This window comes from Ammonicoccus luteus (assembly GCF_050880385.1).
GTDB lineage: Bacteria > Actinomycetota > Actinomycetes > Propionibacteriales > Propionibacteriaceae > Enemella.
Genome location: NZ_JBNZCI010000011.1, coordinates 13,018 through 35,221, shown reverse-complemented (window position 1 = coordinate 35,221; position 22,204 = coordinate 13,018). Strand labels below are relative to the sequence as shown.

Here is a 22,204-nt window from a genome sequence, read left to right as displayed (position 1 = left end):
CCCATCCAGTACGAAACCACCACGGCCTCCAAACCGGACGCCGCATAACAAACCTCTACGATTTCGGGGGAACCACACCTTGACGATGCGCATGGTTTCTACGCTCACGGTACTGATACGGCAGAACTCGACGCCCTGGCCAGCACCGACGCCCGCCAGATCCGCCGCTACGAAGCCTGCGACGTCCAACCCAGCCTGACCGGCGCCATCCACCTCGCCAAAGCCCTCAACATCACCTCGACGAACTCGTCGGCGACGGCAGCTCGACCTCTCCGGCGAATGGTGAAGTGCCTGACAAGGCCTGGAGACCAACCCTGCAGATTCTCACTCACCAGATCGCACCTCCTCAGCCCCGGTGTCCCAGCGCCTCGCAGGGATCGAGGGCCCACTATGGTCCAGCCCGTGGAGAACAAGCCCATTCCAGTCCCGCTCGAGGCCACCCGAGCCTTCACTGAGATCGCCCAATGGACTCGTGTGTGCTGGCACATGTTAAAAGCGTGGGGTGACCCCGCTCCAGGATCGCGTTTCGAGCAGATGAACGATATCTATCCCTTCGAGAAGGTCTCGGATCGGGCTCGACACTATATTTCAGCGGCTCTCGAACACTTGCTGATGTGGGCGGATTTCGCGGTACCTTTCAAGTTTCACCCCGAGCAGACGACCAACGTCATGCTGCGTCCACCTATGGCCCTGGCGAGAGCTGCGCTGGAGAGCGCAGCGCAGGCGGTTTGGCTCATGGACGGCGAGAAACCTCTCGATTGTGTGCAGCGGCATCTGCGCCTGATCCGGTGGGACTTGGCAGAACATCGGAAGAGCCACCTCGAAGCTGCCGGCAAAGACCGAGTCAAGAGACGCGATGCCGAACTCGTGGCGAGGGTCGCGAATGCCTTCACGGAGGAACAGATCCTCCCGCCGCAGGGTTACCTCTGGGTGATCCAGCAAGCTTGTCGACCCGACGACCTCGACTTGGCGGCACCTCAGGCCGAACGGCTCTGGCGGGCGATGAGCGGGGCAGCCCATGGCATGTACTGGACGAACCTCGACCTCATGCATGTCGAGGTTGGCGAGGAGTACGAGCCAGGTCATTACCGCACCGTAACGGTTCCCAATCTACTCGTGCTCGCGGAGGCACTTCAGGTCGGATTTCGGATGACACAGTATGGGTGTTTGAAGTATTTGGAATATGCAGGCGCTGATCTCCATCAGCTCATGGGACCAGCACTGCGGTGGCTAGCGGAAAACATCACTGTAAAACCTGACGCGGATCCAAGGATCCTGCGACGTCTCGTTCGTAACGACCTTCAGGCTGAAGACTGAGACGCCAAAACCTGCGCTGTGAGTTTCGGATCGAGCAGACCGAGGAACTGGATGCCCGAATCGACGAAGCCGGAATCACCGTGATGCGCTACGACAAGTGGTGGCGCAAGTACTGCCTCCAGCTCACGCCCGAGGATTCGGCGGTCCATCGTGAACTCTATGGTGGAGCTCATCCGGGCTCTTCCACGGCGATCCCGGTAACCGACGCCGACTCCAGCGGTCTCGCCAAACGCAGTAACGATCCAGTCCACTCCGATCAGCGCACGGCTTCCTTGCGTAGAGCTCGGGCAAGATAGCCCTATGTCTAACCCCGGCAACTTCGCACCCGAAGCCATTGCCCGTCTGGCCTCCGCCCACGAGGATTACCAGACTACTGTTTCAGCGCACTACGACGAGGTCCTCCACGAAGTAGCACGACGAGTTGACGAAGCCCAGTCGATCGGGAAGTCCGACATTGCTGCCCTCGTTTTCTGGAAGCGGCTCAGGGCAGACACCCCTTGGGTCCCCCGCCTAATGGAGTGCCCTGACGCCGACGTCCGGGCCAAGACAGCGGTCGCCGTCGCCGCCGTCCGCGATACCACCATCCCAACGTGGGAAGCCGCCGGAACGGGACGATCCGCACTGGCTGCACTCCCCGGGCTCCTCCGCGGCGATGCCCTTGCCTCCGCGCTGCTCTTGTCGGCCGCTCCCCAACGCATGGCTGTGTACGACCGACGAGCTCACCAGGCCTTGGAACTCCTCGGCATCACGCTGTCGTCAAGACCCGGTCGATATCGCCGCTACATGGAAATCTTGGAACAGTTGAGGCAGGCGGTGAACGCGCGCGGGGCCGAGTGGACCAACCGGGATGTCGATCAAGCCCTGTACTGGCTGGGTGGATCCTGAGTCGTCGCACTATGGCCACCGTAGCGCCGAGCTAGTGCGAAAAGCAGCGGTGACCACGGGTCAGGTGGCGGTTTAGTGTGGCCGTTCCTTGTCTTAATCTGCAACGCCTGTGCACACGAGACCACAGTCTTGGAGGGCGTAGGGATGGGAATTGAGGAGTCCTACCCGTGCGAGGAGTGCGGTTACATCGCGCACCGATCCTGGTCGACAATCGGGAAACGCTCCGAACCCCCGCCTGTCCCACGATGCGCGGACCGCCGCGCGCAGCAGATGCGCAAGCCGTTCTTGCACCAACTCAGGCCTCCGGACAAAGTTTGAAACAGGGGTGGGTCGGAGGTAGGCAGGGATTCCTGGGGTTGCGTAGGCCTGTGGTCCGTTTCGGTTTGCGGCAAGCCGGGGAGTGTGTCAAATCCTCCTGGCGCAACGATGATAACCCCGCCCGCCCGAGTCCTTGACTCAATGCTGACCAAGCATTCGACGGTGCGGTCACCCGCGACGTGCCTTTCGGCTGAATGTCGGCCCACCCCCTATAGCCTTGTTCATGAAGGACGAGGAAGCAGGTCGGGCATACGATGGCAGGCAACGAGACACTCAGCGCGCGGAACCGCGACGCGATGGACGAGTGGTACACCCAGCTCACGGACGTCGAGGCAGAGCTGCGGCACTACCGCGAGCAACTCCGCGGCAAGGTGGTTTTCTGCAACTGTGACGACCCCTACGAGTCGAACTTCTTCAAGTACTTCGCCATGAACTTCAACCATCTGGGGCTGAAAAAGCTCATCGCTACCAGCTACGCTGGGTCTCCGATCACCGGCGAGCAGCTTCCGCTATTCGATGTGGAGGGGCTCCGCGACACTCGACCACCGCGCGATGTGTACAAGGTCGAGATCCGGGAGGTGCCGGATCTGAACGAAGACGGTGCCATCGACCTTTTCGACGTCGAGCATCTACTGCGCCACGACGCGAACGTCGTCACATCCCTGCAAGGTGATGGCGACTTCCGCTCCGACGAATGTGTCCAGCTGCTCGACGAATGCGATGTCGTGGTCACCAACCCACCGTTCAGCCTGTTTCGCGAGTACATCAACTTGCTCATTGGCCACGGCAAGCAGTTCCTCGTCCTGGGAGACCAGAACGGCGCAAAGTACTCGTCGATCTTTCCTCACATCATTGCGAACCGACTCTGGTTCGGCTACAACAACGGCGGCACAAAATGGTTCCGCGTGCCCGACGACTACGAGATCAAGACCGAGTCCCGGAAGAAAGTCGTCGACGGCGTCAAGTACCAGAGCATGGGCCGGATCTACTGGTACACCAACCTCGAAACCGCGAAGCGTCACGAAGAACTGCCGCTCTATAAGCGATACTCCCCAGAGGAGTACCCGACCTACACCAACTATCCCGCCATCGAGGTGGGCAAGGTCGCCGAGATCCCCTACGACTACGACGGTGAGATGGGCGTCCCCATCACCTTCCTGGATAAGTACAACCCGGACCAGTTCGAGATCATCGGTATCAGCACCCAACTAGCCGAGCCCATGTCCAAGTACGCCGCCAAAGAGGACTACGCCAGCAAGAAGGGCAACGTCGTCGGTGGCACCGGCAAGCTCTTCATCCCCATCGGAAACGGCAAACACGAAGGTGTCTACGAGCGAATCGTCATCAAGCGGATCGGAGCCAGATCGTGAAGATCGAACTGCACCAGATCCCCATCCGCGAAATCGTCGAGGGCTACCGCGACGACGCGGAGGCGGGCGTCGTCGCCTACGGTGGACAGCTCGATGTGAGGCCCCCTTATCAGCGGGAATTCGTCTACAAGGACAAGCAGCGCGACGCGGTGATTGACACCGTCTTCAAGGGCTTCCCGCTGAATGTCTTCTACTGGGTCGTCAAGGACGACGACGGCGGCTTCGAGGTCCTCGACGGCCAGCAGCGCACGCTGTCGATCTGCCAGTACGCCGCGGGTGACTTCTCCGTCGACGTGGGCGGCAACCGGAAGGCGTTCCACAACCTCACCACCGACGAGCGCGAGCGCTTCCTCGACTACGAGCTGATGGTGTACCACTGCGAGGGCACCGACTCCGAGAAGCTCAACTGGTTCCGTATCATCAACATCGCGGGCGAGAAGCTCACCGACCAGGAACTGCTCAACGCCGTCTACACCGGCCCCTGGCTTACCCATGCCAAGTCCATCTTCTCCAAGACAGGCGGGGCGGCCTACGGGCTCGGAGACAAGTACCTGACCGGCGTGCCTATCAGGCAGGACTACCTCGAAACCGCGCTGAAGTGGATCAGCGGGGGCAAGATCGAGGACTACATGTCCGCGCACCAGCACGACCAGAACGCCAACGAGCTGTGGACCTACTTCCGCAACGTCATCAACTGGGTCGAGGACACCTTCGTCATCTACCGCAGGGAGATGAAGGGCATCGCCTGGGGCCCGCTCTACGACCAGTACGGCAAGGACCCCGTCAACACCGACGAGCTCGAAGCTGAGATCAGCGAACTCATGGCCGACGACGAGGTCAAGTCGAAGAAGGGCATCTACAGCTACGTCCTGACGCGCGACGAGAAGCACCTCAACCTGCGGCAATTCGACAACACTGCCCGGCGTGGAGCCTTCGAGCGGCAGAAGGGCCGCTGTGCCAACGGCGCCAAGTGCCGGACCGTCGGCAACACCGACGGCCAGATGACCTTCAACATCAGCGACATGGACGCTGACCACATCGTGCCCTGGAGCAAGGGCGGGAAGACCACGCCGGAAAACTGCCAAATGCTCTGCACGGCCTGCAACCGAAGCAAGGGCGATCTGTAGCCGTGACTGTGATGACGCCCGAGGTCGCGCGCGCCTTCTGGAAGGCCCTGATGGACAACGCGTCGACCCTCATCACCGACGCACACGTCCTCCTCGAATCCGGGTCGTTTGGCCGCGCACGCGCCCTGACCGTCCTTGCCCAGGAGGAACTCGGCAAGGCCTTATGGGTGTACGAGACCTTCGAGAGAGCCTGGTCGACGGGCGAGCAGGACCCCCGAGAAGTCGACGAGTTGAAGAAGCGAGGGCGTGACCACGTCCGCAAGTACGCGGCAGCGTTCGTCTTCAGCGATGAGTTGGCTGAGTTCTGGGGGGATTACGGGTACTTCCGCCAGCCCGACGAGGGCGAGGAGTGGGAGGCCGCATTCGAGCGCTGGGCTCGCGAGGCCGACGAGGCCGCTGGTCTCGCCAACCGGCAGAAGCAAGCCGGCTTCTATGTCGACCTGAGCCCCGACGGCACGATTTCCGCGCCATCCAGCATCGAAGCGGGCTCGATCGCCGAAGACCTCCAGACCGCGGGTCAGGTCATCGAAATGCTACTCATCAAGGACCACACCCGCATGAAACACGATGCTTCCACCCCCTACGACAGCACCCACCCGCAGCAGTTCCGGCTCTTGCCCATCACGCACCCCGAGGACTGGGCCGCAGCGTCCGAAACCTTCCGTCAGAGCGGAGGCAGCCCCTTCCCAATCTCGGGCGACGACTAGCCACGGCAAAGCCGCGACCGGGAGTGGGACAGCTTCCGCGACTATGCGGACTAACTCGCCGACGAGATTGGGCTTACGGACAGCTGGCGCGAGACAGCTACTCGGTACTTCCCCTGCCGAATTGTTCTCTAATAGATCAAGGCTGCGGCTCCGCCGCCGCGGTCGGCGCTCCGGGCTCCGGCTGGCGCCTCCGCCCTCCGCGCCGCCTCAGTAGTTGGAGTAGGCGGCGGCCCAAGTTAGGAGCGGGTTCACCCAATCGAACTAGGTCGGACGTCGCCTCCCCCAGATTCCCCGCCGACTCGTAGGCACCGGCCAGATTGTTCCGCGAGGTCAACGTGTCCGGGTGATCCGGGCCCAGCACCCGCTCCCGATCGGCCAGGGTCCGGGTGTACAGCGGGATCGCCTCCCCCAGATTCCCCGCCGACTCGTAGGCACCGGCCAGATTGTTCCGCGAGGCCAACGTGTCCGGGTGATCCGGGCCCAGCACCCGCTCCCGATCGGCCAGGGTCCGGGTGTACAGCGGGATCGCCTCCCCCAGATTCCCCGCCGCCTGGTAGGCGTAGGCCAGATTGTTCCGCGAGGCCAACGTGTCCGGGTGATCCGGGCCCAGCACCCGCTCCCGATCGGCCAGGGTCCGGGTGTACAGCGGGATCGCCTCCCCCAGATTCCCCGCCGCCTGGTAGGCGTAGGCCAGATTGTTCCGCGAGGCCAACGTGTCCGGGTGATCCGGACCTAAGCGATCTCGACATTCCTCTGCAAGCTGGGCGAAGTAGCTGATCGCAGCACTGGCCAATCCCGCGTCAGCGAGAGACTGTCCGGCGACGAATAGGCTGGGATGTCCGCCATCTCCCTTATCCCACAGCGCGCTTGGCATGACCCTACGGATTGTCTGCACATTGGCGCGTAGGCATTCCGACAGAGCCGGGTCATTCTCAATCGCCGGCCAAATCTCAGCCAGTCCGGCGGCAACCACCCGGACGGCCACCGCCCGGTCAGGTTCACTCACGTCCTGCAGGATCGCCCGCGCCGTCAGGCCGTGCATCCGAACGGCACGAGGATTGCTGTCGGCTAGGTCGTGATCGATAAGAGACAGCCGGTGCAGCGCACGCAATCCCCGACGGGCATCCCGGGCAGAGACTGTCTCCACACCGAGTCTCGACGAGACAAATACCTGAACAGCATCCGTGAGGTACAAAGCTTCGGGCGCGCCAGCTGAGTCACAAACCGCCGCAAGGAGGCCAAGGGGCCGGGCCAGACCAGCGGGATCTATCTTGTCGGCGGCATCCATCGCCAGCGTCCAAGTCGTTGCGACCGTCCGGTCATAGCCGTCGACACCGACGGTGGCGAACAGGTCGGCCAGATCCCGGCTTCGATCGGCGAACATGGTCCGATAGCCACCACAAGTCAGCCCCTCATCGATGACCACCGCCGCTGCCTGGGCTAGGCCCAACGGCAGGTAGCCGAGGTCTTTGGCCATCTGCGCTGCCTCGTCCAGCGCCTGCGCCGGTAGCGAGCCGAGGAGAGGTGTGAATCGCTCTCGCAGGTAGGACTCAGCCTCTGCCGGGGTGTACACGCCGACATCGATCACCGTTCTTCCACCACCTGATAATGCGGCATCGCGCCGACGAGTGGTAACCACCAGCTGGCCTCGGCCAGCAGGCCAAAGCCCTTGCATGACAGCCGGATCCGACAGGTCATCTATCACCACCAGCCGAGTTCTATCGGTGCTAGCCAAGAACCCGAGGAAGTAGCTCGCCAACTCTGCCTGCCCGATCTCTCGATCGGCAAGGTCCAGCGCGATGGCTGCCTCGGCGTACCCGCTTATGACCGCAGCACGCGATTCTCCTTGGACCCACACCCGAACATCCATCTCCAGGCAGGAGGCGATCTTCGCTGCCAGCTGGGTTTTACCCACCCCACCGTCGCCTCTCAGCACTAACGAGGAGACGGCCGCGCTGTGTTGTTCGAGTTCTGAACGAGTCTGGAAGGCCGACGCCATCGGTGGCGGTGACCCCACCAGGACCGGCCATCTCACCGGCCGCCGAGGCATCACAACCGTATTGTTGTCACCGATTGCTCCGGCAACACCAGAAACGGTGACTTCATACTTGGACTTGTCGGTATTCGACTCGTTCATACGTGAGCCTTCGATCGAGCGCCGCCCGATGCTGGGCGTGCCTCGCCAGGGGTCAGTTCATCGTCACGGTGCCGTGGTCACCGATAATTCCGACCTTGCCCCCACTGACAGTGATCTGGTATTTCGTCTGGATGCCTGCGGCATCGGCCGCCTTCAGCACCGCTTCGGCAGCAGTGATGACTTCGCCGTCCTGGGCAGATCCAACCCGTTCCAACTGCTTAGCCAGCGGCTTCTCATACGTCTCCGGATCCGCTTCGAACTCCGTAAGGACCGATTCAGCCTTCTGGTCCCCAGCGAACGTGCGCCGAATGAGACCCTTCAACGCCACATAGCCATCCTTCACAGCTTGGGACGCAGTCTCACCAGCACCAGCCACCACGCCCGCCATCAACGCCGCCACAACCACCGTTACCGGATCCATCTTCCATCCCCTTTGCGCTGACCTACTCCCACTCCACGATCTTCAAAGATAGTGACACAATGCTGATCCACTCGTCAGGGCTCACCGGGGGTCTGGCCGCTAAACGATGTGGGATCCGGCGATTTCGGTGGGTAGATCGCTCGGACCGGCTCGCGGAGGTGATCGCGAACGCGTCCAGCGCTGGCTTCGTGCGTGTAATTGTGAACGATTCACTGCTGCACCACCGTGGACTCCCAGGTCGTAGTGACCGCCTCGGGTAACCCCTTGAATCCATCGACAACCTGCCAGTACTCCCGCCAGGTCCCGCAGATGGCGTATCTAGGCAACCAGCCCGCGACGAGTTCGAAAGCGGGTGGTCGGCAAGCCTCGCGCTTGCAGCTCCGCCGCAGCCAACCGCCGGCTCGCATCCGCTGGCTGGGGAACATCTGGGGAACAGAACCATCAGAATCGTTGCGAAACAACATGATTCGATCATCAGATTTTCCCTGCAGCACTGGGATTTCGCCGCCTGATCCTGACCCTCAGCTTGCCCTTTCAAGGCGGCAGCGCGGGTTCGAATCCCGTTGGGGATACCAATACATCCGACTCGCCAGCAATCTGGTGAGTGGATTCAGTGGGGGTGTACCCCCACCAAAATCACTCACCAACGCCCTCCGGCGACGGTTATCGCCCGCCGACCGTCCGGTCGAGGAAGGCGAGCACACGCTCGGTGACCTCATCCCTGTTGGTTTCGTTGAGCAACTCGTGGCGGGCCTCGGGATAGAGCACGACCTCGACATCGGTGAGCCCCGCTTCCCGATAGCGCTGGGCAACGAGTTCGACGGCCGCCCCGCCACCGGCGATCGGATCGGCGTCACCGGACATGAGCAGCACCGGCAGGTCCTTGCGAATGCGGGCGAGTTCCTCGGGGTCGGCGGCCCGCTTGAGGGTCTGAATGCCCTCGAACGGCTGCGTCTCGAAGCCGCATTCGGGATCGGCGCAATATTTATCAACCTCCGCCTCGTCCCGGCTGAGCCACTCGAACCCGGTGCGGTGTTCGAACCCGGCGTTGAACGCGGCGAGGTCCGGGGGCCCGGTGAGCATGTCGGCGAGCCCGCCGGGCTCGGTCGTGCCCAAGAGCACCAATGCGTCGATCTCCTGGGAGCGGTCGACCACGAACTGCTGGCTGGCGAACGAACCCATGCTGTGCCCGACCAGAGCGAGCGGCAGTCCCGGGTGGTCGGCGCGGATCCGGCGGTTGAGCTGGTTGAGGTCGTCCACCCAGCCGGGCCAGCCGTCGGGCCCCCAATGCCCGTACTGTCCCGCCGCCGTCCGGCCCGACCCCCGGGCATCGGGGGCGTAGACGAGATAGCCGGCGGCGGTGAGCGCCTCGCCGAACCGGCGATAGCGACCGGCGTGCTCGCCGAGTCCGTGCTGGAGCTGGATGACTGCCCGCGGAGCGGAGGCCGGCTCCCACAAATAGGTCTGAAGATCCAAGCCGTCCGCAGACGGGATGGTGAGGGTGGTTTCGCGCATGGCTCAGCCTTGCACCGCTTGCACCCGGAGGCCGAGCCCAGCGCCCCCGGGGGTTTTGCTGGACATGGGTTAGGGTGCGAGATAGCTCGACATATGCGCGGGATGGGCCATCGAGAGGGAAGCACGCATGACCGACGACCTGGTCGTTCTGGTCGATGACGACGGCCGGGACGCCGGCACTGCCCCGCGGCTCGAGATCCATGGCCCGGACACTCCGCTGCATCGCGCTTTCTCGCTCTTCCTGTTCGACGACGCGGGTCGGTTGCTGCTGACGCGCCGGGCGCTGGACAAGACCACGTGGCCGGGCGTGTGGTCGAACAGCTGTTGTGGCCATCCCCGCCCCGGTGAGCACTATGCGGACGCGATCCGTCGCCGCACCCGCGAGGAGTTGGGCGTCGGGGTCGGCGACCTGCGGGTTGCGCTGCCGCATTTCGCCTACCGGGCCACCGACTTCAGCGGGGTGGTGGAAAACGAGGTCTGCCCGGTCTACGTGGGTCGCATCATCGGCGAGCTGGAACTCGATCCGGCGGAAGTGATGGATCATCAGTGGGTCGAGTGGTCCGACTACGTTTCGGCGGCGGAGCGTACGCCCGGCCTGGTCTCCCCCTGGAACGCGCTCCAGGTCCCGCAGCTCGACGCGGTCCTCCACGAACTTCTCGAACCGAACAGAAGGACCCGCCCACAGCAGCGGCGGGGGCGTACGCCGACGGCCGACGACACCCTCGTGCGCGTCGACGGACTGCTCCGGGAGGAGGCGACGCGCCTCGAAACGCTGTGGCACGCCGCGGTGCCCGGGCCGCCGATCGACATCCTGGGCGACGACGACCTGCCTGGGTGGCTGCGCCGCATGGTGCTGCAGGGCGGCAAGCGGTTGCGGCCGGCCATGTGCCACTGGGGTTTCGTGGCCTCCGGCGGCCGGGAACCGGATCGCGGCTACCAGGATCTCGTCCGGGTTGCCGCCGCGCTCGAGACGCTCCACATCTTCGGCCTGATCCACGACGACATCATGGATCGCGCGGACACCCGGCGGGGCCAGCCGACCGCGCACGTGCGCGCCACCCGGCTCCACCGCGAGGCCGGCGGTGACGGCTCGGCCGAGCTGTTCGGGGCCTCGATCGCCATCCTGCTCGGCGATCTGGCCCACGCGGAGGCGGACCGGCTGGCCGACGGACTGCCGGAGACGCTGCGGCGGATGTGGTACGAGCTGACGATCGAGCTCATCGCCGGTCAGCGCACCGATCTCACGGGCGCCGCAGCCCACCGGCGCGACCTCGATCACGCGATCACAATCGCGCGGTTGAAGTCGGGGTCCTACACGGTGGAGCGGCCACTTCAACTCGGCGCCGAGGCCGCGGGCGCGACCTCGGATGCGCGAGCCAGCCTGGCGAACTACGGGCAACGCGTCGGCGCGGTGTTCGCGCTGCGGGACGACTATCTGGGCATCTGGGGCGACCCTGCCACGACCGGCAAACCTGCGGGGGACGATCTGCGCAACGGCAAGGCCACCACCGTGCTCGGGCTGGCCGGCTCGGCCCTCAAAGGGGCCGCCGCCGAAGCGCTGGCGCGCGTCGGCACCCACGCTGCCACCGAGGAGGACATCCCCCTCCTCCAGGAGGCGCTCACCGAGTCCGGTGTTCGGGACCGGGTCGAGGGGATGATCCGGGAAGGCGTCGACTCTGCCGTCGCAGCCCTGAATCCGGCGCACCTGGAGGCGGAGGGCATCCGGGGGCTCGCGGCCATGGCCGAACGCATCGCTTGGCGCGACCGCTGACCCGAGCGCCGCGCTGCCGGCGTACGCGCGGCGGGATCCCCCGAGAAATCTCCTGTCCCCGATTCGCTGCGTGTGCGAAGGTGACTCCATGAGCACAGCAGACGGCAAGGACGCCTCGGAACCCACGGCCGCGACCGATCCCAAGGAAGCCATGCGGGAAGCCTTGGAGCGCAAGCGGGGCGGGAACCGGCAGCCACACGGACGTGCCGACCATCACCGTGACGGCGGCGGGAAAGCGCACGGCCAAGCAGGCGGGCGGCGCGAGTTCCGGCGCAAGGCCGGCGGCTGAGTCAGCGCACCGCCGCGTCCCACTGCGCCTCGAACTCCTCGCGCATCGTGAGCGCATAGGTGCGGGAGATGTGGTTGTCGTCCATATAGACGTACACATTCCCCAGCACCCCCGGACAGGGCGCATCGGGGCCACCGGGGCAGAGCAGTTCGGTGAAGTCCAGATAGGCCATGTTCGGCAGGCCGTCGAGGGACGCCCGCGGCCACTCGTCGGCTAGCTTCTCGTGCCGCGGTGCCGTGCAGCGCTCGCTTGTCGTGCCCCAGCGCTGGACGCAATCGGGCATGTTGAACGTCCACCGCGGGTTGTCGCGGATGTTCACGACCTGGATGCCGGCGTCGACGACGGGCCGGATCGCGTCGGCGTACGTCTCCACCTCCAACTCCGGCCCCGCGGCCTGCGCCCGCGAGCCCACCGTGACCACCTGATCCGGACGATTCTGAACGATCCATTCGACGACGAGACGGCTGTATTCCAGACAGATCTCGTTGCTCCACGGGTTCGCGTGCGTGATTCGGCAGCGCGGGTGATTGGGCATGATCAGATGCCAGCCACGTTCGACGGCCATCGGCACCAGCACGGTGGACCACTGCCAGGCATGTGAGTCGCCGATGAGGACGACCGTGCGGGTCGGTTCCCCGTCTGGACGGATCTCATAACAGTTGCCGCCTTCGAACACCGGGGGCATCGGATCGAGCACACAACGGGCGGTCGTGTGCGGCCAGTCCCCGGCGATGACGGAATCCCCGGGGGCAGCGCCCCGGACGGGTGCCTCCGCGGTGACCGTCGGCGTCGCGGGTGCGCCGGGTGTGACGGCGAGCGCGCCGGGGTTGTCCCCCGCCGCGGTCCGGGCGACGTTCTGGTCGAGCACGCGCGTCATGCCCTCAACCAGACCGACCACGATGATGACGAAGACGGCGATCGCCGACAGTGCGCCGCGCTTCGAGGACAGCACCTCGAGCCGGTGGAAGCGGCGCTCCACGAGTCGGGTGGAGAGGTCCGCCAGCACGAGGGATACCGTGAGCACGAGGACGCTCCCACCGATCCCGAGCCGGGTGGTGTGGGTCTCGGTGAGAGACATGAAGTATGCATAAACCGGCCAGTGCCACAGATAGAGGCCGTAGGCCCGGTTGGCGACGAAGGTCACGGGCCGGCGCGAGAGCCAGTACGCCGCATCCCGCTTGTCCTCCGCATTCAGATCGGCCACCATCACCGCGGCCGCGCCGAGCGCCGGCAGCAGCGCCACCGGTCCGGGGAAGGGCTCGCGGCCCACAAGGAAGCCGGTCGCCACGACGGCGCCGAGCCCCGCCCAGCCCAGCGGGATCGCGACGCCGCGCGGCATTTTCAGCCGCGGCACGAGGGCGATGAGCGCAGCCAGGGAAAACTCCCAGACCCGCGCGAACGTGTCGAAGTACGCCGCCGAGCGATCCGCCGCGATCCCGAACTGCGCATAGATGAACGAGCTCACCGTGATCGCGCCGAACACGACGCCGAGCACCAGCTTGAGCCGCGCCTTCAACAGGGAGGCGATGAACAGGCACGCCACGAACAGCAGCGGCCACACGACGAAGACCTGGCCCTGGATGGACAGGGACCAATAGTGCTGGAACGGGCTCACGCCACCTGGATCGACGGCCGTGTAGTTGACCGCCTGTTCGATCAGTGTCCAGTTTTCGATATAGAACAGCGAGCTCTGCGCGTGGTGCATCAGCGTCGGCTGACGTGTCGGCGGCAGGAAGAACCATCCGACCGCCAGCGTCGCGGCGATCACGATCGCTGCCTGCGGCACCAATCGCCGGAAGCGCTGGATGAGGAAGGTGACGACCCGGAATGCCCTGCCCTTGCGAACCATCGAGCCGGTCATGAGATAGGCCGAGATGATCAGGAAGACGTCGACACCGCCGGAGACGCGGCCGTTGGTCCACAGATGGTACGCAACCACGAGGACGATCCCCAGGCCCCGGAGGCCGTGGATGTCCGTGCGGTGGGGGGTGCGCTGCTGTGGTGCCGTCTCGGTCAGGGTCCGCTCCTCTCCTGGTCTCGCAAGGATAGGCAAGGACCGGCCAGGAAGCCGGTCAGCGTTTCATTCGCCCGCGTCTTCGCTTCCCCGGCGGGGGCGCGCCCATCAGGCCTCGGCCGTCACCTGCACGGTGTCGACGATCGGCAGGCGCATCACCTTGCGGATGTCAGCCTTGCAGGTGAGGAATTCCGGCGCGGTCGTCTGGGTGTGCCCGGCCACCTCGACTTCGCCCACCCCGCGCACCGCCAGGCGGACGGTCCAGGCATCCGGCGAGCCTGTGGCCGAGACCGGGCGAACGGCGTCGAACGCGAGGGGCGCGAACCGCGCGTACGCCTCCACCATCGCCGCCTGCACGTGGTTCGGATATCCGCTCGGCCCTCGGAGATGTGCGGGATCGACCCGGCCTGCCACGTGCGCGGTCACGACCGGCTCGACGTCCTCGGGATCGAGCCCGCCATAGCAGGCGCCGTCTGGGAGGACGATCAGGTTGCCGGCGAACCGGTCACCGCCGGTATGGGTGCATTCCCAAGTCGCGACCGGCCACAACCGTGCGGCGGTGGCGGCCACAGGTCGCCCGCGCACGGCACAGCAGACGTCTTTGCGGCCGTGGGTGCAGACGAGGAGGATTTCGGGTTCGTTCGTCGCAGTGGTGCCGGAGCCGGACCCGTCCGCATCGGCGGCGTCGATGCCGGGAACCTCGCTGGTCGGCTCGGCGAAGAGCTGGGCAGCAGCCACGAGTTCGGCCGTGTTCGCCGCGCTCCCCCACACGACTTGAGGCTGCGCTCCGTCGGCCGTCCTTATGACGCACCAGCGGCGGGTCCCGTGAGCAGTTCCGGAACTGTCGGACGGTCGGGCGGCATCGGCATGCGTCTCGACCGCAGGGCGGCGGATGAGCATGAGCCGGGCACCGGCGTCCTCGAGCAGTTCCTCGAGCGTTTCCTTCTCGTCGTGCTCGAGGTCGAGGCCCTCCCAGGCGCTGGCGCCCCAGTTTCCCGTCTGCTCGACGAGAAACCACTGCTTCGCCGGGGGCGCGGTGCCGACATAGCGATCCCCACGCTCCCGCGCATCGTCGGAACACCGGAACTGGGGCTTGTTCACTGCTCGACTCCTTCGCTGAAGACCGGCGTCGGGCCCGGGCGCATGCTGTCCGCTGCCAGGGTGGCCATGGCAGCGGCGATGTCGGCGTCCGGGATCTGCTGGAGCGCCGCCACCAACTCCGTGCGCACTCGGGCGATGTCGGCGGTCACCATCGAGGTGTCCCCCACCGTAACCCCCGGGTCCAGCGACGATCGCACCCACGGGTCCTTGGCGACGGTCGCTAGTGCCTGACTGGTGAGCGCATGAGCGAGGTGGTGACGGGTCCAGCTGTGCACGCCGAGCGTGAGGTGGACGGTGACGCCGCCCAGTGCGCGGGCCGAGTGGATGAAGCCGCGAGGGAGATACAGGACATCACCCGGGCGGAGCGTGAGGGTGAGATCCGCGGGTTGAGCGGCGGCTTCGCGCACCTCTCCCGCTCGCGAGGTCCATGGCTCGTCCCGCAACGGGTGCTCGTGCACGGGCCGATGGATGTGCCATTCCTTCTCACCGTGCACCTGCACGACGAACACGTCATGGACGTCATAGTGAGCGGAGAAGCCCTGGTTAGCCGGCGGAGTGACGTACGCATTCGCCTGCACCGAGTGGCCCAACTCCACCGCGAGCGCACGGACGAACTCGTTGATCGGCGCCCAGGTCCTGTGCAGCCCCTGGAGCACGGCGGTCGCGCCGCCGGCGAAGAGCTGCCGCACTTTCGCGTCGTCGACTTGGTCGTCGATGGTGGCGCCGACCCCGCCGGCCGAGGTGAACCGTGCCCTGGGCAGCGCAGTCCCGTCCTTGACCATGCGGAGAAACGGAGTGCGCAAACCCCGGCGCGTGATCAACTCTTCGGCGGCGCCGAGCGAAAAGAGTTCCTGGTCCGAGGACAGCGGTGGATAGCCCGCCGGACGCGGAGCAGAACCATCCGCCACGGTGTCCGGGGCGCCATTCACCGATCTCGACGCTGCTCGTTGCCGCGCGGGAGCGAAGAACGCCTCCCGACCCCACCACCGCTCGGCGAAATCCTGCGGTGTCAGCCCGATAAGCCAGTGCAGCGCCGAGTGGTGATGGGTGGCCGGAGGGATGGGATCGAACTCGAGCTTCAGGACGCGGTCCCGTCAGCCCCGGCATCACCGTCGGCCCCAGCGTCGCCGTCGGCCCCCGCGTCGCCGTCAGCACCCTGGTCCGCACCGGCGTCACCATCGGCACCCTGGTCCGCACCGGCGTCACCATCGGCACCCTGGTCCGCACCGGCGTCACCATCGGCACCCTGATCCGCACCGGCATCGCCGTCACCGGCTGCACTGCCGTCGGCGCCCCCGTCGCCCTTGCCGAACACCGGGTCAGCAGCAGGATCGGTGAAGTCGCCGGCGACGTCGCCTTCCTTCTCGTGGTCGGGATCGAGGAATTCGGTCATTGGAAACTCCTTTGTGTCGATTGGCGACGCCAAGAGGCGCCTCTGCGCTCAGTCTTGTGGCTCACTGCTGAGCATTCAAGGGGCACATGTCGACAGGTGGGCGCCCAGGTTGTTCGCCCCGACAGTCGCTTCAAGGAAGTGGGGTGCCGCGCTAGCGTTCTGACCCGCCCCGCGGGTCAAAAGGTGAGGCCCGGCTCCCTCCTTCCCGGAAGTGCGTCGCCGCCCTCGCGTCCTGACCCGCCCCGCGGGTCAAAAGGTGAGGCCCGGCTCCCTACTTCCCGGAAGTGCTTCCCGGGAAGTGCATCGCCGCCCTCGCGTCCTGACCCGCCCCGCGGGTCAAAAGGTGAGGCCCGGCTCCTTCCTCCCGGAAGGACCGGCCAACCAGCCCCGCGCGCCCATGCCACGGCACGAATCGGAGGCCTTCTCGCTGGCGAACCGGCAGGCGTCGACCACGCGATCAAGCCCCCACTGACCGATCGCGAACGCCAGGGCCCCGTGGAGCACATCACCCGCGCCCACGGTGTCGACCATCTCGCCCGAAGGCACCTCGACCACGTCGATCACATGGCGCTGCCCAGCGACGTCCAGGGTCCACGACCGGTGTCCGAGCGACTGGCCGAAGGCGTACACCCCACACCGTCGCATCAGCGCCGCCAACGACTCGTCCGGTGCGACGAAGTCCTCGGAAACGACCGCCACATCGACCAACCGCAGCAACTCGGCCGTCCCCGGCTTCCAGGACCCGCCGTCCAACACGACAGGCTTCCCGGCGGCCCGGGCGGCCCGGGCAACCGCGAGGCACAACTCCATGCGGTGCCCGTCGAGGAGCACGACGTCGGCCTGTCCGATTTCAACGGCGTCCAGCAGCAGTGGGACATCGGCGGCGTTGGTCGACACCACGGCGCGATCGCCGGAGTCCTGCTCCACAAGCACTGTTGAGGCCCCGAATGCCTCCTCCACCTCCCGACCGGCAAGATCCACCGCCACCACCCCGGCGCGTCGGAGATAGGTCTTGACCGCTTCCGCGACCGGTCCATGGCCGATCGCCGTGAGGAGTCGGGCCTCCGCAGCGCCCAAGCCCGCCGCAACCCCGCAGGCACTCGCCGCGGGCCCACCGAAGTCGACGGACAACCCGAGCGCCCGCTGCTTCACGTTGCTGCGGGGCAGTTGGTCGACGGTCTGGATGATGTCGAGCGTCACGAGCCCCGCGCACAGCACGCGAGGTCCGTGAGGGGGCGTCATGTCAGTACCCCGTCTCGCCCTCCTCGACACCCGCAGCCCGGCGGAAGCCATAGGTGAGGATGTCGAAGTCGGTCACGACGGTGATCAGGTCGAAGCCCATCTCGTGATAGGTCTCACATGGCTGGACGGTTCCGTGGATGCCGGCCACGACGCCGTGCTTCTTCGCGACCTTGGCGACGCGCTCCAGCGTGGGCGCCAGTGCCTCCACAGCGGCCTTGGTCGGCTGGCCGCCCAAGCTGATCGACAGGTCGAAGGGCCCGACATAGATGGCGTCCACACCGGGCACCGCGCAGATTTCGTCGGCCCGTTCGAGTCCCGTCCTGGTCTCGATCATCGGGATGACGAGCACCCGGTCGTTGGCGGTGTCGACATAGTCCAGGCCATAGCGCACCATGGCACCGATCGGCCCGTAGGAGCGTTCGCCACCGGGCACATAACGGCACGCGGTCACCGCGGCCCGCACCTGCTCCGCGCTCTCGACGCCCGGGACGATGATGCCCATCGCTCCCGCGTCGAGCGCGCGGCCGATGAGGCCCTTGTCCAGCGATGGGACGCGGACGATCGCCATCGCCCGTCCAGGCTGAAGGGCACGGATGGCGTTGATCATCATGTGGAGATCCCACAGTCCGTGCTGCAGGTCGACGACAACGTAGTCGTACAGGTGCGCGATCGACTCGATGACGACCGGATCGAGCCTCGTGAAAAGGAACGCCCCGCGGGCGGGTCGCCCCTGTGCCCAGGCCTCGTGCACCCTGGAGTTCATTTCAGTCCCTTTCAACACCCGTCACCACCGGATGCCCCGCTTCGATCCAACCCATCGTCCCACCGGCCACCGACAAGGGGTTTCGCCCCGCCGCCGCCAGCACCTCGGCGCCGCGCAGGCTGCGGGCGCCGCTTCGGCAGATCACATAGACCGGGTCACCATCCGGCACTTCATCGAGACGGTAGGGCAGCAGCCCCAAAGGAATATGGATGGCGCCGGGCACATGACCTTCGACGTATTCCTCGGTTTCCCGGACATCGATCAGCACAACACCCGCAGCGCGAGCGTCTGCCAACTCGGCGATCGTGGTCTCTTGCACAACTCCCCCTCCACCGGCGCCAGTGCTAGCAGATTAGCGCTTGCGGCGGTGGGCCGGCCCGCTGGGCAGCGTCGGCGGACGCCGACACGGGGACTCACCTACGATGTCCGCCATGTCGTCCCGCTGGGCACCCCACCTGACGCGTGCGCACGCGGCTCTCCGGATGGTGTTCACGCCGACGAATGCGGCCTGCGCCGCCCCGATCATCATGGTCGCGCTCCTGGGCTGGCATCAACGCTGGATCTCCGACGACGGCTGGATCAACATTCGGGTCGTGGAGCAGGTCCTCGCCGGCAACGGCCCTGTCTACAACGCCGGAGAACGTGTCGAGGTCACCACCTCCACGCTGTGGTTCGGCTTCCTGCTGGCGGGGGCGTACGTTCTGCCTTCGGTCGAGCCCCAGGTCACCGGCGCGGTCATGGGCTGGATCCTCACGATCGCGGGCATGACGTTCGCCAGCCTCGGCGCCGGCCAACTGTTCCGCAGCCGACGACCGGTGATGTATGTCCCCGTCGGGATGCTCGCCGTCGCCGCCCTGCCCCCGATGTGGGACTTCACCACGTCCGGGCTGGAGACCGGGCTGTCGTTCGCCTGGCTCGGTGGCTGCTTCTGGATGCTGGCCCACCGGGCAGTGGCGCACGAGGACGGGGCCCGCCGGGCGCATGAGGACGGGGCTCGGCGACCGGCCTGGTGGCCGTTGTGGCCGGCGTTCGTGATCGGTCTGGGCCCCCTGGTGCGGCCGGACTTCGCGCTCTATTCGGTCCTCTTTGCGGTTGGGCTGCTGATGTCCAGCCGACTCAGGTGGTCGCGCTGGTGGGACTGGCCGATCACGCTGGTGCTGGCACTGGCGGTGCCGGCGGCGTACCAGGTCTTCCGCATGGGCTTCTATGCGGCGCTGGTCCCCAACACGGCCCTCGCCAAGGATGCGACCGACACTCGTTGGCAGCAGGGGCTGATCTATCTGGTCGACTATGCGGGGCTCTATGTCCTGATGGTCCCGCTGGTGGTGGGGGCGCTCGGGACGGGGCTGCACATGACGTACGCCTGGCGCACCCGCGGCCAGGCCCGCTGGGCCGTGGTCGGCGCACCGCTGCTGGGGGCGGCGATGCATGTGGCATACATCGTCCGCGTCGGGGGCGACTTCATGCACGCCCGCTTTCTGCTGCCGGACACCTTCGCGGTCCTCATGCCGGCGGCGGTGGTCGGCATCACGATCGCGTGGCGCCAGCTCGCGCTGGTGGCGACGGCGTTCGTCGCGGGGTGGGCGGTGGCGATTGCCTCGAGTGCACGGACGCCCTACACGGACGCTGCCAGCGACGACGGCATCGCCAACGAGCGAGAATTTTGGGCCGCCCACACGATCACGGGTGACCTGCTGACCCGTGCCGACTGGCTGGCCGGCGGTCTGGGCCAAGTCGGCACGCGGGCCCGCTGGGACCACGAGGCCGGTTGGAGCTATTACGACAACGGCTCTGTGCGGCTGGACTCCGCGACCGGAGAAGGCGTCTATATCGCGGTCCAGAACCTAGGGATCATCTCGATCGCCGCGGGGACGGAGGTCACGGTGGTCGACAAACTCGCTCTGTCCGACGGCATCACGTCGCATTCCGTCTTCGATCCTCGGCTGGTCGGGGACACCCGGGTCGGACACGCCGAACGACCCGACGCATGGCGGGTCGCCCGCTATGCCCGTTTCCGCATCGACGAACCGGATCGGATCACCCACGCCCGCCTGGCCCTGCAGTGCGGTGACCTCGCGGTGCTGCAGGACGCCATCAGCGGGGAGCTGACCGAGGAAAAGTTCTGGGCGAACGTGCGCCTCTCCCCCCGCCTGACGTTCTTCACGTTCCCCGCCGATCCGGCGACTGCCCGCAAGGAACTGTGCGGGTGGGCGCCCGGTTGGTGAGGCGAACGGCGGCTGGTCGGGCAAGCTGCTGTCCACGCGAACCCGTCGATTTTGCAGCGTCGGGGAGTCGCGTTATAGTTCTCGTCGCTGGTGAAAGTCAGCAAGGGCCCGGATCCCCCGGGAACCAGGCCCCGTGGCGCAGTTGGTTAGCGCGCCGCCCTGTCACGGCGGAGGTCGCGGGTTCGAGTCCCGTCGGGGTCGCGAGAGCGGTGATGTGAAAGCATCACCGCTTTTGCAAATCATGGCCAGGTAGCTCAGTTGGTACGAGCGCTCGCCTGAAAAGTGAGAGGTCGCCGGTTCGATCCCGGCCCTGGCCACCACGTGAATGCCGCCTCCGGGCGGCATTTCTCATTTCCGCGCCCGGTTGAATGGTCGACATGGAGTTCACCAAACGCGACCACTCCGCACCGCCGGGATTCTTCGCCGTCGAGGCGGCGGGCCTGCGCTGGCTCGCCGATGCCGGCGGCGCACGGGTCGTCCGGGTTCTCGACGCGGGCGAACACCACCTCACCCTCGAGCGCCTGACGCCGAGTCGGCCGACCGCCGAGGATGCGGCCCGGTTCGGCCGGGACTTGGCGCGCACGCACGCCGCGGGTGCGCCCGGGTGGGGTGCCCCGCCGCCGGGGACCGGACCGCAGGCGTACATCGGCCCCCTCCCCCAGACCAACCGCACCGAACCGACGTGGGGCGCGTTCTATGCACGCCATCGGGTCCGGCCGTTCGCCGACCGGGCGCGCGACGAAGGGAGCTTGGATGCCCGGAGCCACACGGTGATCGAGGCCCTCTGTCAGCGGTTGGAGGCCGGAGAGTTCGACGATGATCGCGTGCCGGCGCGGATCCACGGCGACCTGTGGTCGGGAAACGTGCTCACCACCACGGGCACCTGGACGCTCATCGACCCGGCCGCGCACGGCGGGCACCCGTTCACCGACCTCGCGATGCTCGCACTGTTCGGACTGGCGCACTTGGGTGCGGTGCTGGATGGGTACGCGGACACCGCGCCCCTCGAGCCCGGCTGGCAGGCCCTGATCCCGCTGCACCAGTTGCATCCGCTGCTTGTGCACGCGGTGCTCTTCGGATCAGGCTATGGCACACAGGCAGCACACGCCGCTGCTCAGTACTGACAGTCACGAGAGAAGGCAGTGCCATGGGATTGCGCCCGATCCATTTCGAGATCCATGCCGATGACGTCACCCGCGCCGTGGAGTTCTATCGCGAGGCGCTGGGGTGGTCGCTCGACGACTGGTCGGAGTACGCCGGCCTCCCCTATTTCGGCGCGACGACCGGCGACGATGCGTTCGGCATCAACGGCGCGATCATGCCGCGCCGGAGCCAGGGGGCAGGCCCGGGTGCGCCGGTGAACGGTGCCGTGTTGACCGTGGGCACGGACAACTTCGACTCGACGGCGGAGAAGATCCTGGCAGCGGGTGGGTCCGTTGCGCTGCCGAAGCATGCGCTGCCCGGTATGGCGTGGCAGGGCTATTTCCTCGATAGCGAGGGCAACGTGTTCGGCCTGCACCAACCCGACATGGACGCGAAATAAGTGGGGTTTCAGCTCGTGTGTGAACTAGGTGGGGGTATGACCCCACCAAATCCACTCACAGCCTGA

The 22,204-nt window shown here is 66.2% G+C and carries 21 protein-coding genes, 2 tRNA genes and 1 pseudogene; 13 read left to right on the top strand and 11 right to left on the bottom strand.

Annotated elements, in window-relative coordinates; all coding sequences use genetic code 11:
• Positions 1-402: 402 nt before the first annotated feature.
• Positions 403-1,317 (top strand): hypothetical protein, encoded by a 915-nt coding sequence (locus tag ACQ260_RS17095; protein WP_432560674.1) that lies wholly within the window; start codon positions 403-405, stop codon positions 1,315-1,317.
• Here the strand turns inward: ACQ260_RS17095 and ACQ260_RS17090 are convergent.
• The gene (locus tag ACQ260_RS17090; protein ID WP_432560673.1) at positions 1,302-1,490 is read right to left on the bottom strand and encodes a hypothetical protein; all 189 of its coding nucleotides are present in this window, start codon (positions 1,488-1,490) and stop codon (positions 1,302-1,304) included. The two genes, ACQ260_RS17095 and ACQ260_RS17090, sit on opposite strands and share 16 nt — an antisense overlap.
• A gap of 127 nt (positions 1,491-1,617) precedes the next feature.
• Here ACQ260_RS17090 and ACQ260_RS17085 point away from each other — a divergent pair, with 127 nt between their 5' ends.
• The 4 genes from ACQ260_RS17085 (at position 1,618) to ACQ260_RS17070 (ending at position 5,724) form a co-directional block, all read left to right on the top strand.
• On the top strand, positions 1,618-2,202 hold the full coding sequence (locus ACQ260_RS17085) for a hypothetical protein (RefSeq protein WP_432560672.1): 585 nt from the start codon (positions 1,618-1,620) through the stop codon (positions 2,200-2,202).
• A 572-nt stretch (positions 2,203-2,774) separates the two neighbouring features.
• Positions 2,775-3,890: an adenine-specific methyltransferase EcoRI family protein gene (locus ACQ260_RS17080; protein ID WP_432560671.1), complete on the top strand. Its 1,116-nt coding sequence runs from the start codon at positions 2,775-2,777 to the stop codon at positions 3,888-3,890.
• A complete protein-coding gene (locus tag ACQ260_RS17075; RefSeq protein WP_432560670.1) occupies positions 3,887-5,017 on the top strand; it encodes an HNH endonuclease family protein in 1,131 nt (376 codons plus the stop codon). Before ACQ260_RS17080 ends, ACQ260_RS17075 begins: the two co-directional genes overlap by 4 nt.
• Positions 5,018-5,028: 11 nt before the next feature.
• Positions 5,029-5,724 (top strand): AbiV family abortive infection protein, encoded by a 696-nt coding sequence (locus ACQ260_RS17070; RefSeq protein WP_432560676.1) that lies wholly within the window; start codon positions 5,029-5,031, stop codon positions 5,722-5,724.
• Between the two features lie 136 nt (positions 5,725-5,860).
• Here ACQ260_RS17070 and ACQ260_RS17065 read toward each other — a convergent pair whose 3' ends face one another.
• The 3 genes from ACQ260_RS17065 to ACQ260_RS17055 all read right to left on the bottom strand — a co-directional run bounded on the left by ACQ260_RS17065 (position 5,861) and on the right by ACQ260_RS17055 (position 9,797).
• Positions 5,861-7,861, bottom strand: a complete 2,001-nt coding sequence (locus ACQ260_RS17065) for a tetratricopeptide repeat protein (protein WP_432560669.1) — start codon at positions 7,859-7,861, stop codon at positions 5,861-5,863.
• A 52-nt stretch (positions 7,862-7,913) separates the two neighbouring features.
• Positions 7,914-8,282, bottom strand: a complete 369-nt coding sequence (locus ACQ260_RS17060; RefSeq protein ID WP_432560668.1) for a Het-E N-terminal domain-containing protein — start codon at positions 8,280-8,282, stop codon at positions 7,914-7,916.
• A gap of 663 nt (positions 8,283-8,945) precedes the next feature.
• A complete protein-coding gene (locus ACQ260_RS17055) occupies positions 8,946-9,797 on the bottom strand; it encodes an alpha/beta hydrolase (RefSeq protein ID WP_432560667.1) in 852 nt (283 codons plus the stop codon).
• 127 nt (positions 9,798-9,924) lie between these two features.
• Between ACQ260_RS17055 and idi the strand changes: the two are divergent.
• The 3 genes and pseudogenes from idi to ACQ260_RS17040 form a co-directional block, all read left to right on the top strand.
• Positions 9,925-10,422: pseudogene (idi, locus tag ACQ260_RS17050) on the top strand (isopentenyl-diphosphate Delta-isomerase); the annotation flags it as partial.
• Between the two features lie 222 nt (positions 10,423-10,644).
• Positions 10,645-11,568: a polyprenyl synthetase family protein gene (locus tag ACQ260_RS17045; protein ID WP_432560675.1), complete on the top strand. Its 924-nt coding sequence runs from the start codon at positions 10,645-10,647 to the stop codon at positions 11,566-11,568.
• A gap of 88 nt (positions 11,569-11,656) precedes the next feature.
• Positions 11,657-11,857: a DUF5302 family protein gene (locus tag ACQ260_RS17040; RefSeq protein WP_432560666.1), complete on the top strand. Its 201-nt coding sequence runs from the start codon at positions 11,657-11,659 to the stop codon at positions 11,855-11,857.
• A 1-nt stretch (position 11,858) separates the two neighbouring features.
• Here ACQ260_RS17040 and ACQ260_RS17035 read toward each other — a convergent pair whose 3' ends face one another.
• The 7 genes from ACQ260_RS17035 to ACQ260_RS17005 form a co-directional block, all read right to left on the bottom strand.
• On the bottom strand, positions 11,859-13,910 hold the full coding sequence (locus ACQ260_RS17035) for an acyltransferase family protein (protein ID WP_432560665.1): 2,052 nt from the start codon (positions 13,908-13,910) through the stop codon (positions 11,859-11,861).
• A 69-nt stretch (positions 13,911-13,979) separates the two neighbouring features.
• Entirely contained in the window at positions 13,980-14,972 is a 993-nt protein-coding gene (locus ACQ260_RS17030) for a ferredoxin family protein (protein WP_432560664.1), read from the bottom strand.
• Positions 14,969-15,901, bottom strand: a complete 933-nt coding sequence (locus ACQ260_RS17025) for a cupin domain-containing protein (protein WP_432560663.1) — start codon at positions 15,899-15,901, stop codon at positions 14,969-14,971. The genes ACQ260_RS17030 and ACQ260_RS17025 overlap by 4 nt, the downstream gene beginning before the upstream one ends.
• Positions 15,902-16,050: 149 nt before the next feature.
• Positions 16,051-16,365 carry a hypothetical protein gene (locus ACQ260_RS17020; protein WP_432560662.1) on the bottom strand — a complete coding sequence of 105 codons (315 nt, stop codon included), beginning with the start codon at positions 16,363-16,365 and terminating at the stop codon, positions 16,051-16,053.
• A 336-nt stretch (positions 16,366-16,701) separates the two neighbouring features.
• Positions 16,702-17,607 carry a PfkB family carbohydrate kinase gene (locus tag ACQ260_RS17015; protein WP_432560661.1) on the bottom strand — a complete coding sequence of 302 codons (906 nt, stop codon included), beginning with the start codon at positions 17,605-17,607 and terminating at the stop codon, positions 16,702-16,704.
• 1 nt (position 17,608) lies between these two features.
• Positions 17,609-18,370, bottom strand: a complete 762-nt coding sequence (locus tag ACQ260_RS17010; protein WP_432560660.1) for an HpcH/HpaI aldolase family protein — start codon at positions 18,368-18,370, stop codon at positions 17,609-17,611.
• Between the two features lies 1 nt (position 18,371).
• Positions 18,372-18,689 (bottom strand): rhodanese-like domain-containing protein, encoded by a 318-nt coding sequence (locus ACQ260_RS17005; RefSeq protein WP_432560659.1) that lies wholly within the window; start codon positions 18,687-18,689, stop codon positions 18,372-18,374.
• A gap of 112 nt (positions 18,690-18,801) precedes the next feature.
• Between ACQ260_RS17005 and ACQ260_RS17000 the strand changes: the two genes are divergently transcribed.
• From ACQ260_RS17000 to ACQ260_RS16980, 5 genes are all read left to right on the top strand, one after another.
• On the top strand, positions 18,802-20,595 hold the full coding sequence (locus ACQ260_RS17000) for an arabinofuranosyltransferase AftB family protein (protein WP_432560658.1): 1,794 nt from the start codon (positions 18,802-18,804) through the stop codon (positions 20,593-20,595).
• Positions 20,596-20,722: 127 nt separating this feature from the next.
• A tRNA-Asp gene (locus ACQ260_RS16995) sits at positions 20,723-20,796 on the top strand.
• Positions 20,797-20,838: 42 nt separating this feature from the next.
• Positions 20,839-20,915: transfer RNA gene (locus ACQ260_RS16990), tRNA-Phe, on the top strand.
• A 57-nt stretch (positions 20,916-20,972) separates the two neighbouring features.
• On the top strand, positions 20,973-21,719 hold the full coding sequence (locus ACQ260_RS16985; RefSeq protein ID WP_432560657.1) for a fructosamine kinase family protein: 747 nt from the start codon (positions 20,973-20,975) through the stop codon (positions 21,717-21,719).
• A gap of 23 nt (positions 21,720-21,742) precedes the next feature.
• Positions 21,743-22,138: a VOC family protein gene (locus tag ACQ260_RS16980; RefSeq protein WP_432560656.1), complete on the top strand. Its 396-nt coding sequence runs from the start codon at positions 21,743-21,745 to the stop codon at positions 22,136-22,138.
• Positions 22,139-22,204 lie beyond the last annotated feature (66 nt).

Bases quoted from the DNA above. Each gene is read 5' to 3' on its own strand.
- ACQ260_RS17085 (WP_432560672.1), top strand. From the start codon at position 1,618: ATGTCTAACCCCGGCAACTTCGCACCCGAAGCCATTGCCCGTCTGGCC.
- ACQ260_RS16985 (WP_432560657.1), top strand. From the start codon at position 20,973: ATGGAGTTCACCAAACGCGACCACTCCGCACCGCCGGGATTCTTCGCC.
- ACQ260_RS17045 (WP_432560675.1), top strand. From the start codon at position 10,645: ATGGTGCTGCAGGGCGGCAAGCGGTTGCGGCCGGCCATGTGCCACTGG.
- ACQ260_RS17015 (WP_432560661.1), bottom strand. From the start codon at position 17,607: ATGACGCCCCCTCACGGACCTCGCGTGCTGTGCGCGGGGCTCGTGACG.
- ACQ260_RS17040 (WP_432560666.1), top strand. From the start codon at position 11,657: ATGAGCACAGCAGACGGCAAGGACGCCTCGGAACCCACGGCCGCGACC.
- ACQ260_RS16980 (WP_432560656.1), top strand. From the start codon at position 21,743: ATGGGATTGCGCCCGATCCATTTCGAGATCCATGCCGATGACGTCACC.
- ACQ260_RS17060 (WP_432560668.1), bottom strand. From the start codon at position 8,282: ATGGATCCGGTAACGGTGGTTGTGGCGGCGTTGATGGCGGGCGTGGTG.
- ACQ260_RS17055 (WP_432560667.1), bottom strand. From the start codon at position 9,797: ATGCGCGAAACCACCCTCACCATCCCGTCTGCGGACGGCTTGGATCTT.
- ACQ260_RS17065 (WP_432560669.1), bottom strand. From the start codon at position 7,861: ATGAACGAGTCGAATACCGACAAGTCCAAGTATGAAGTCACCGTTTCT.
- ACQ260_RS17010 (WP_432560660.1), bottom strand. From the start codon at position 18,370: ATGAACTCCAGGGTGCACGAGGCCTGGGCACAGGGGCGACCCGCCCGC.
- ACQ260_RS17020 (WP_432560662.1), bottom strand. From the start codon at position 16,365: ATGACCGAATTCCTCGATCCCGACCACGAGAAGGAAGGCGACGTCGCC.
- ACQ260_RS17080 (WP_432560671.1), top strand. From the start codon at position 2,775: ATGGCAGGCAACGAGACACTCAGCGCGCGGAACCGCGACGCGATGGAC.
- ACQ260_RS17090 (WP_432560673.1), bottom strand. From the start codon at position 1,490: ATGAGCTCCACCATAGAGTTCACGATGGACCGCCGAATCCTCGGGCGT.
- ACQ260_RS17000 (WP_432560658.1), top strand. From the start codon at position 18,802: ATGTCGTCCCGCTGGGCACCCCACCTGACGCGTGCGCACGCGGCTCTC.
- ACQ260_RS17070 (WP_432560676.1), top strand. From the start codon at position 5,029: ATGACGCCCGAGGTCGCGCGCGCCTTCTGGAAGGCCCTGATGGACAAC.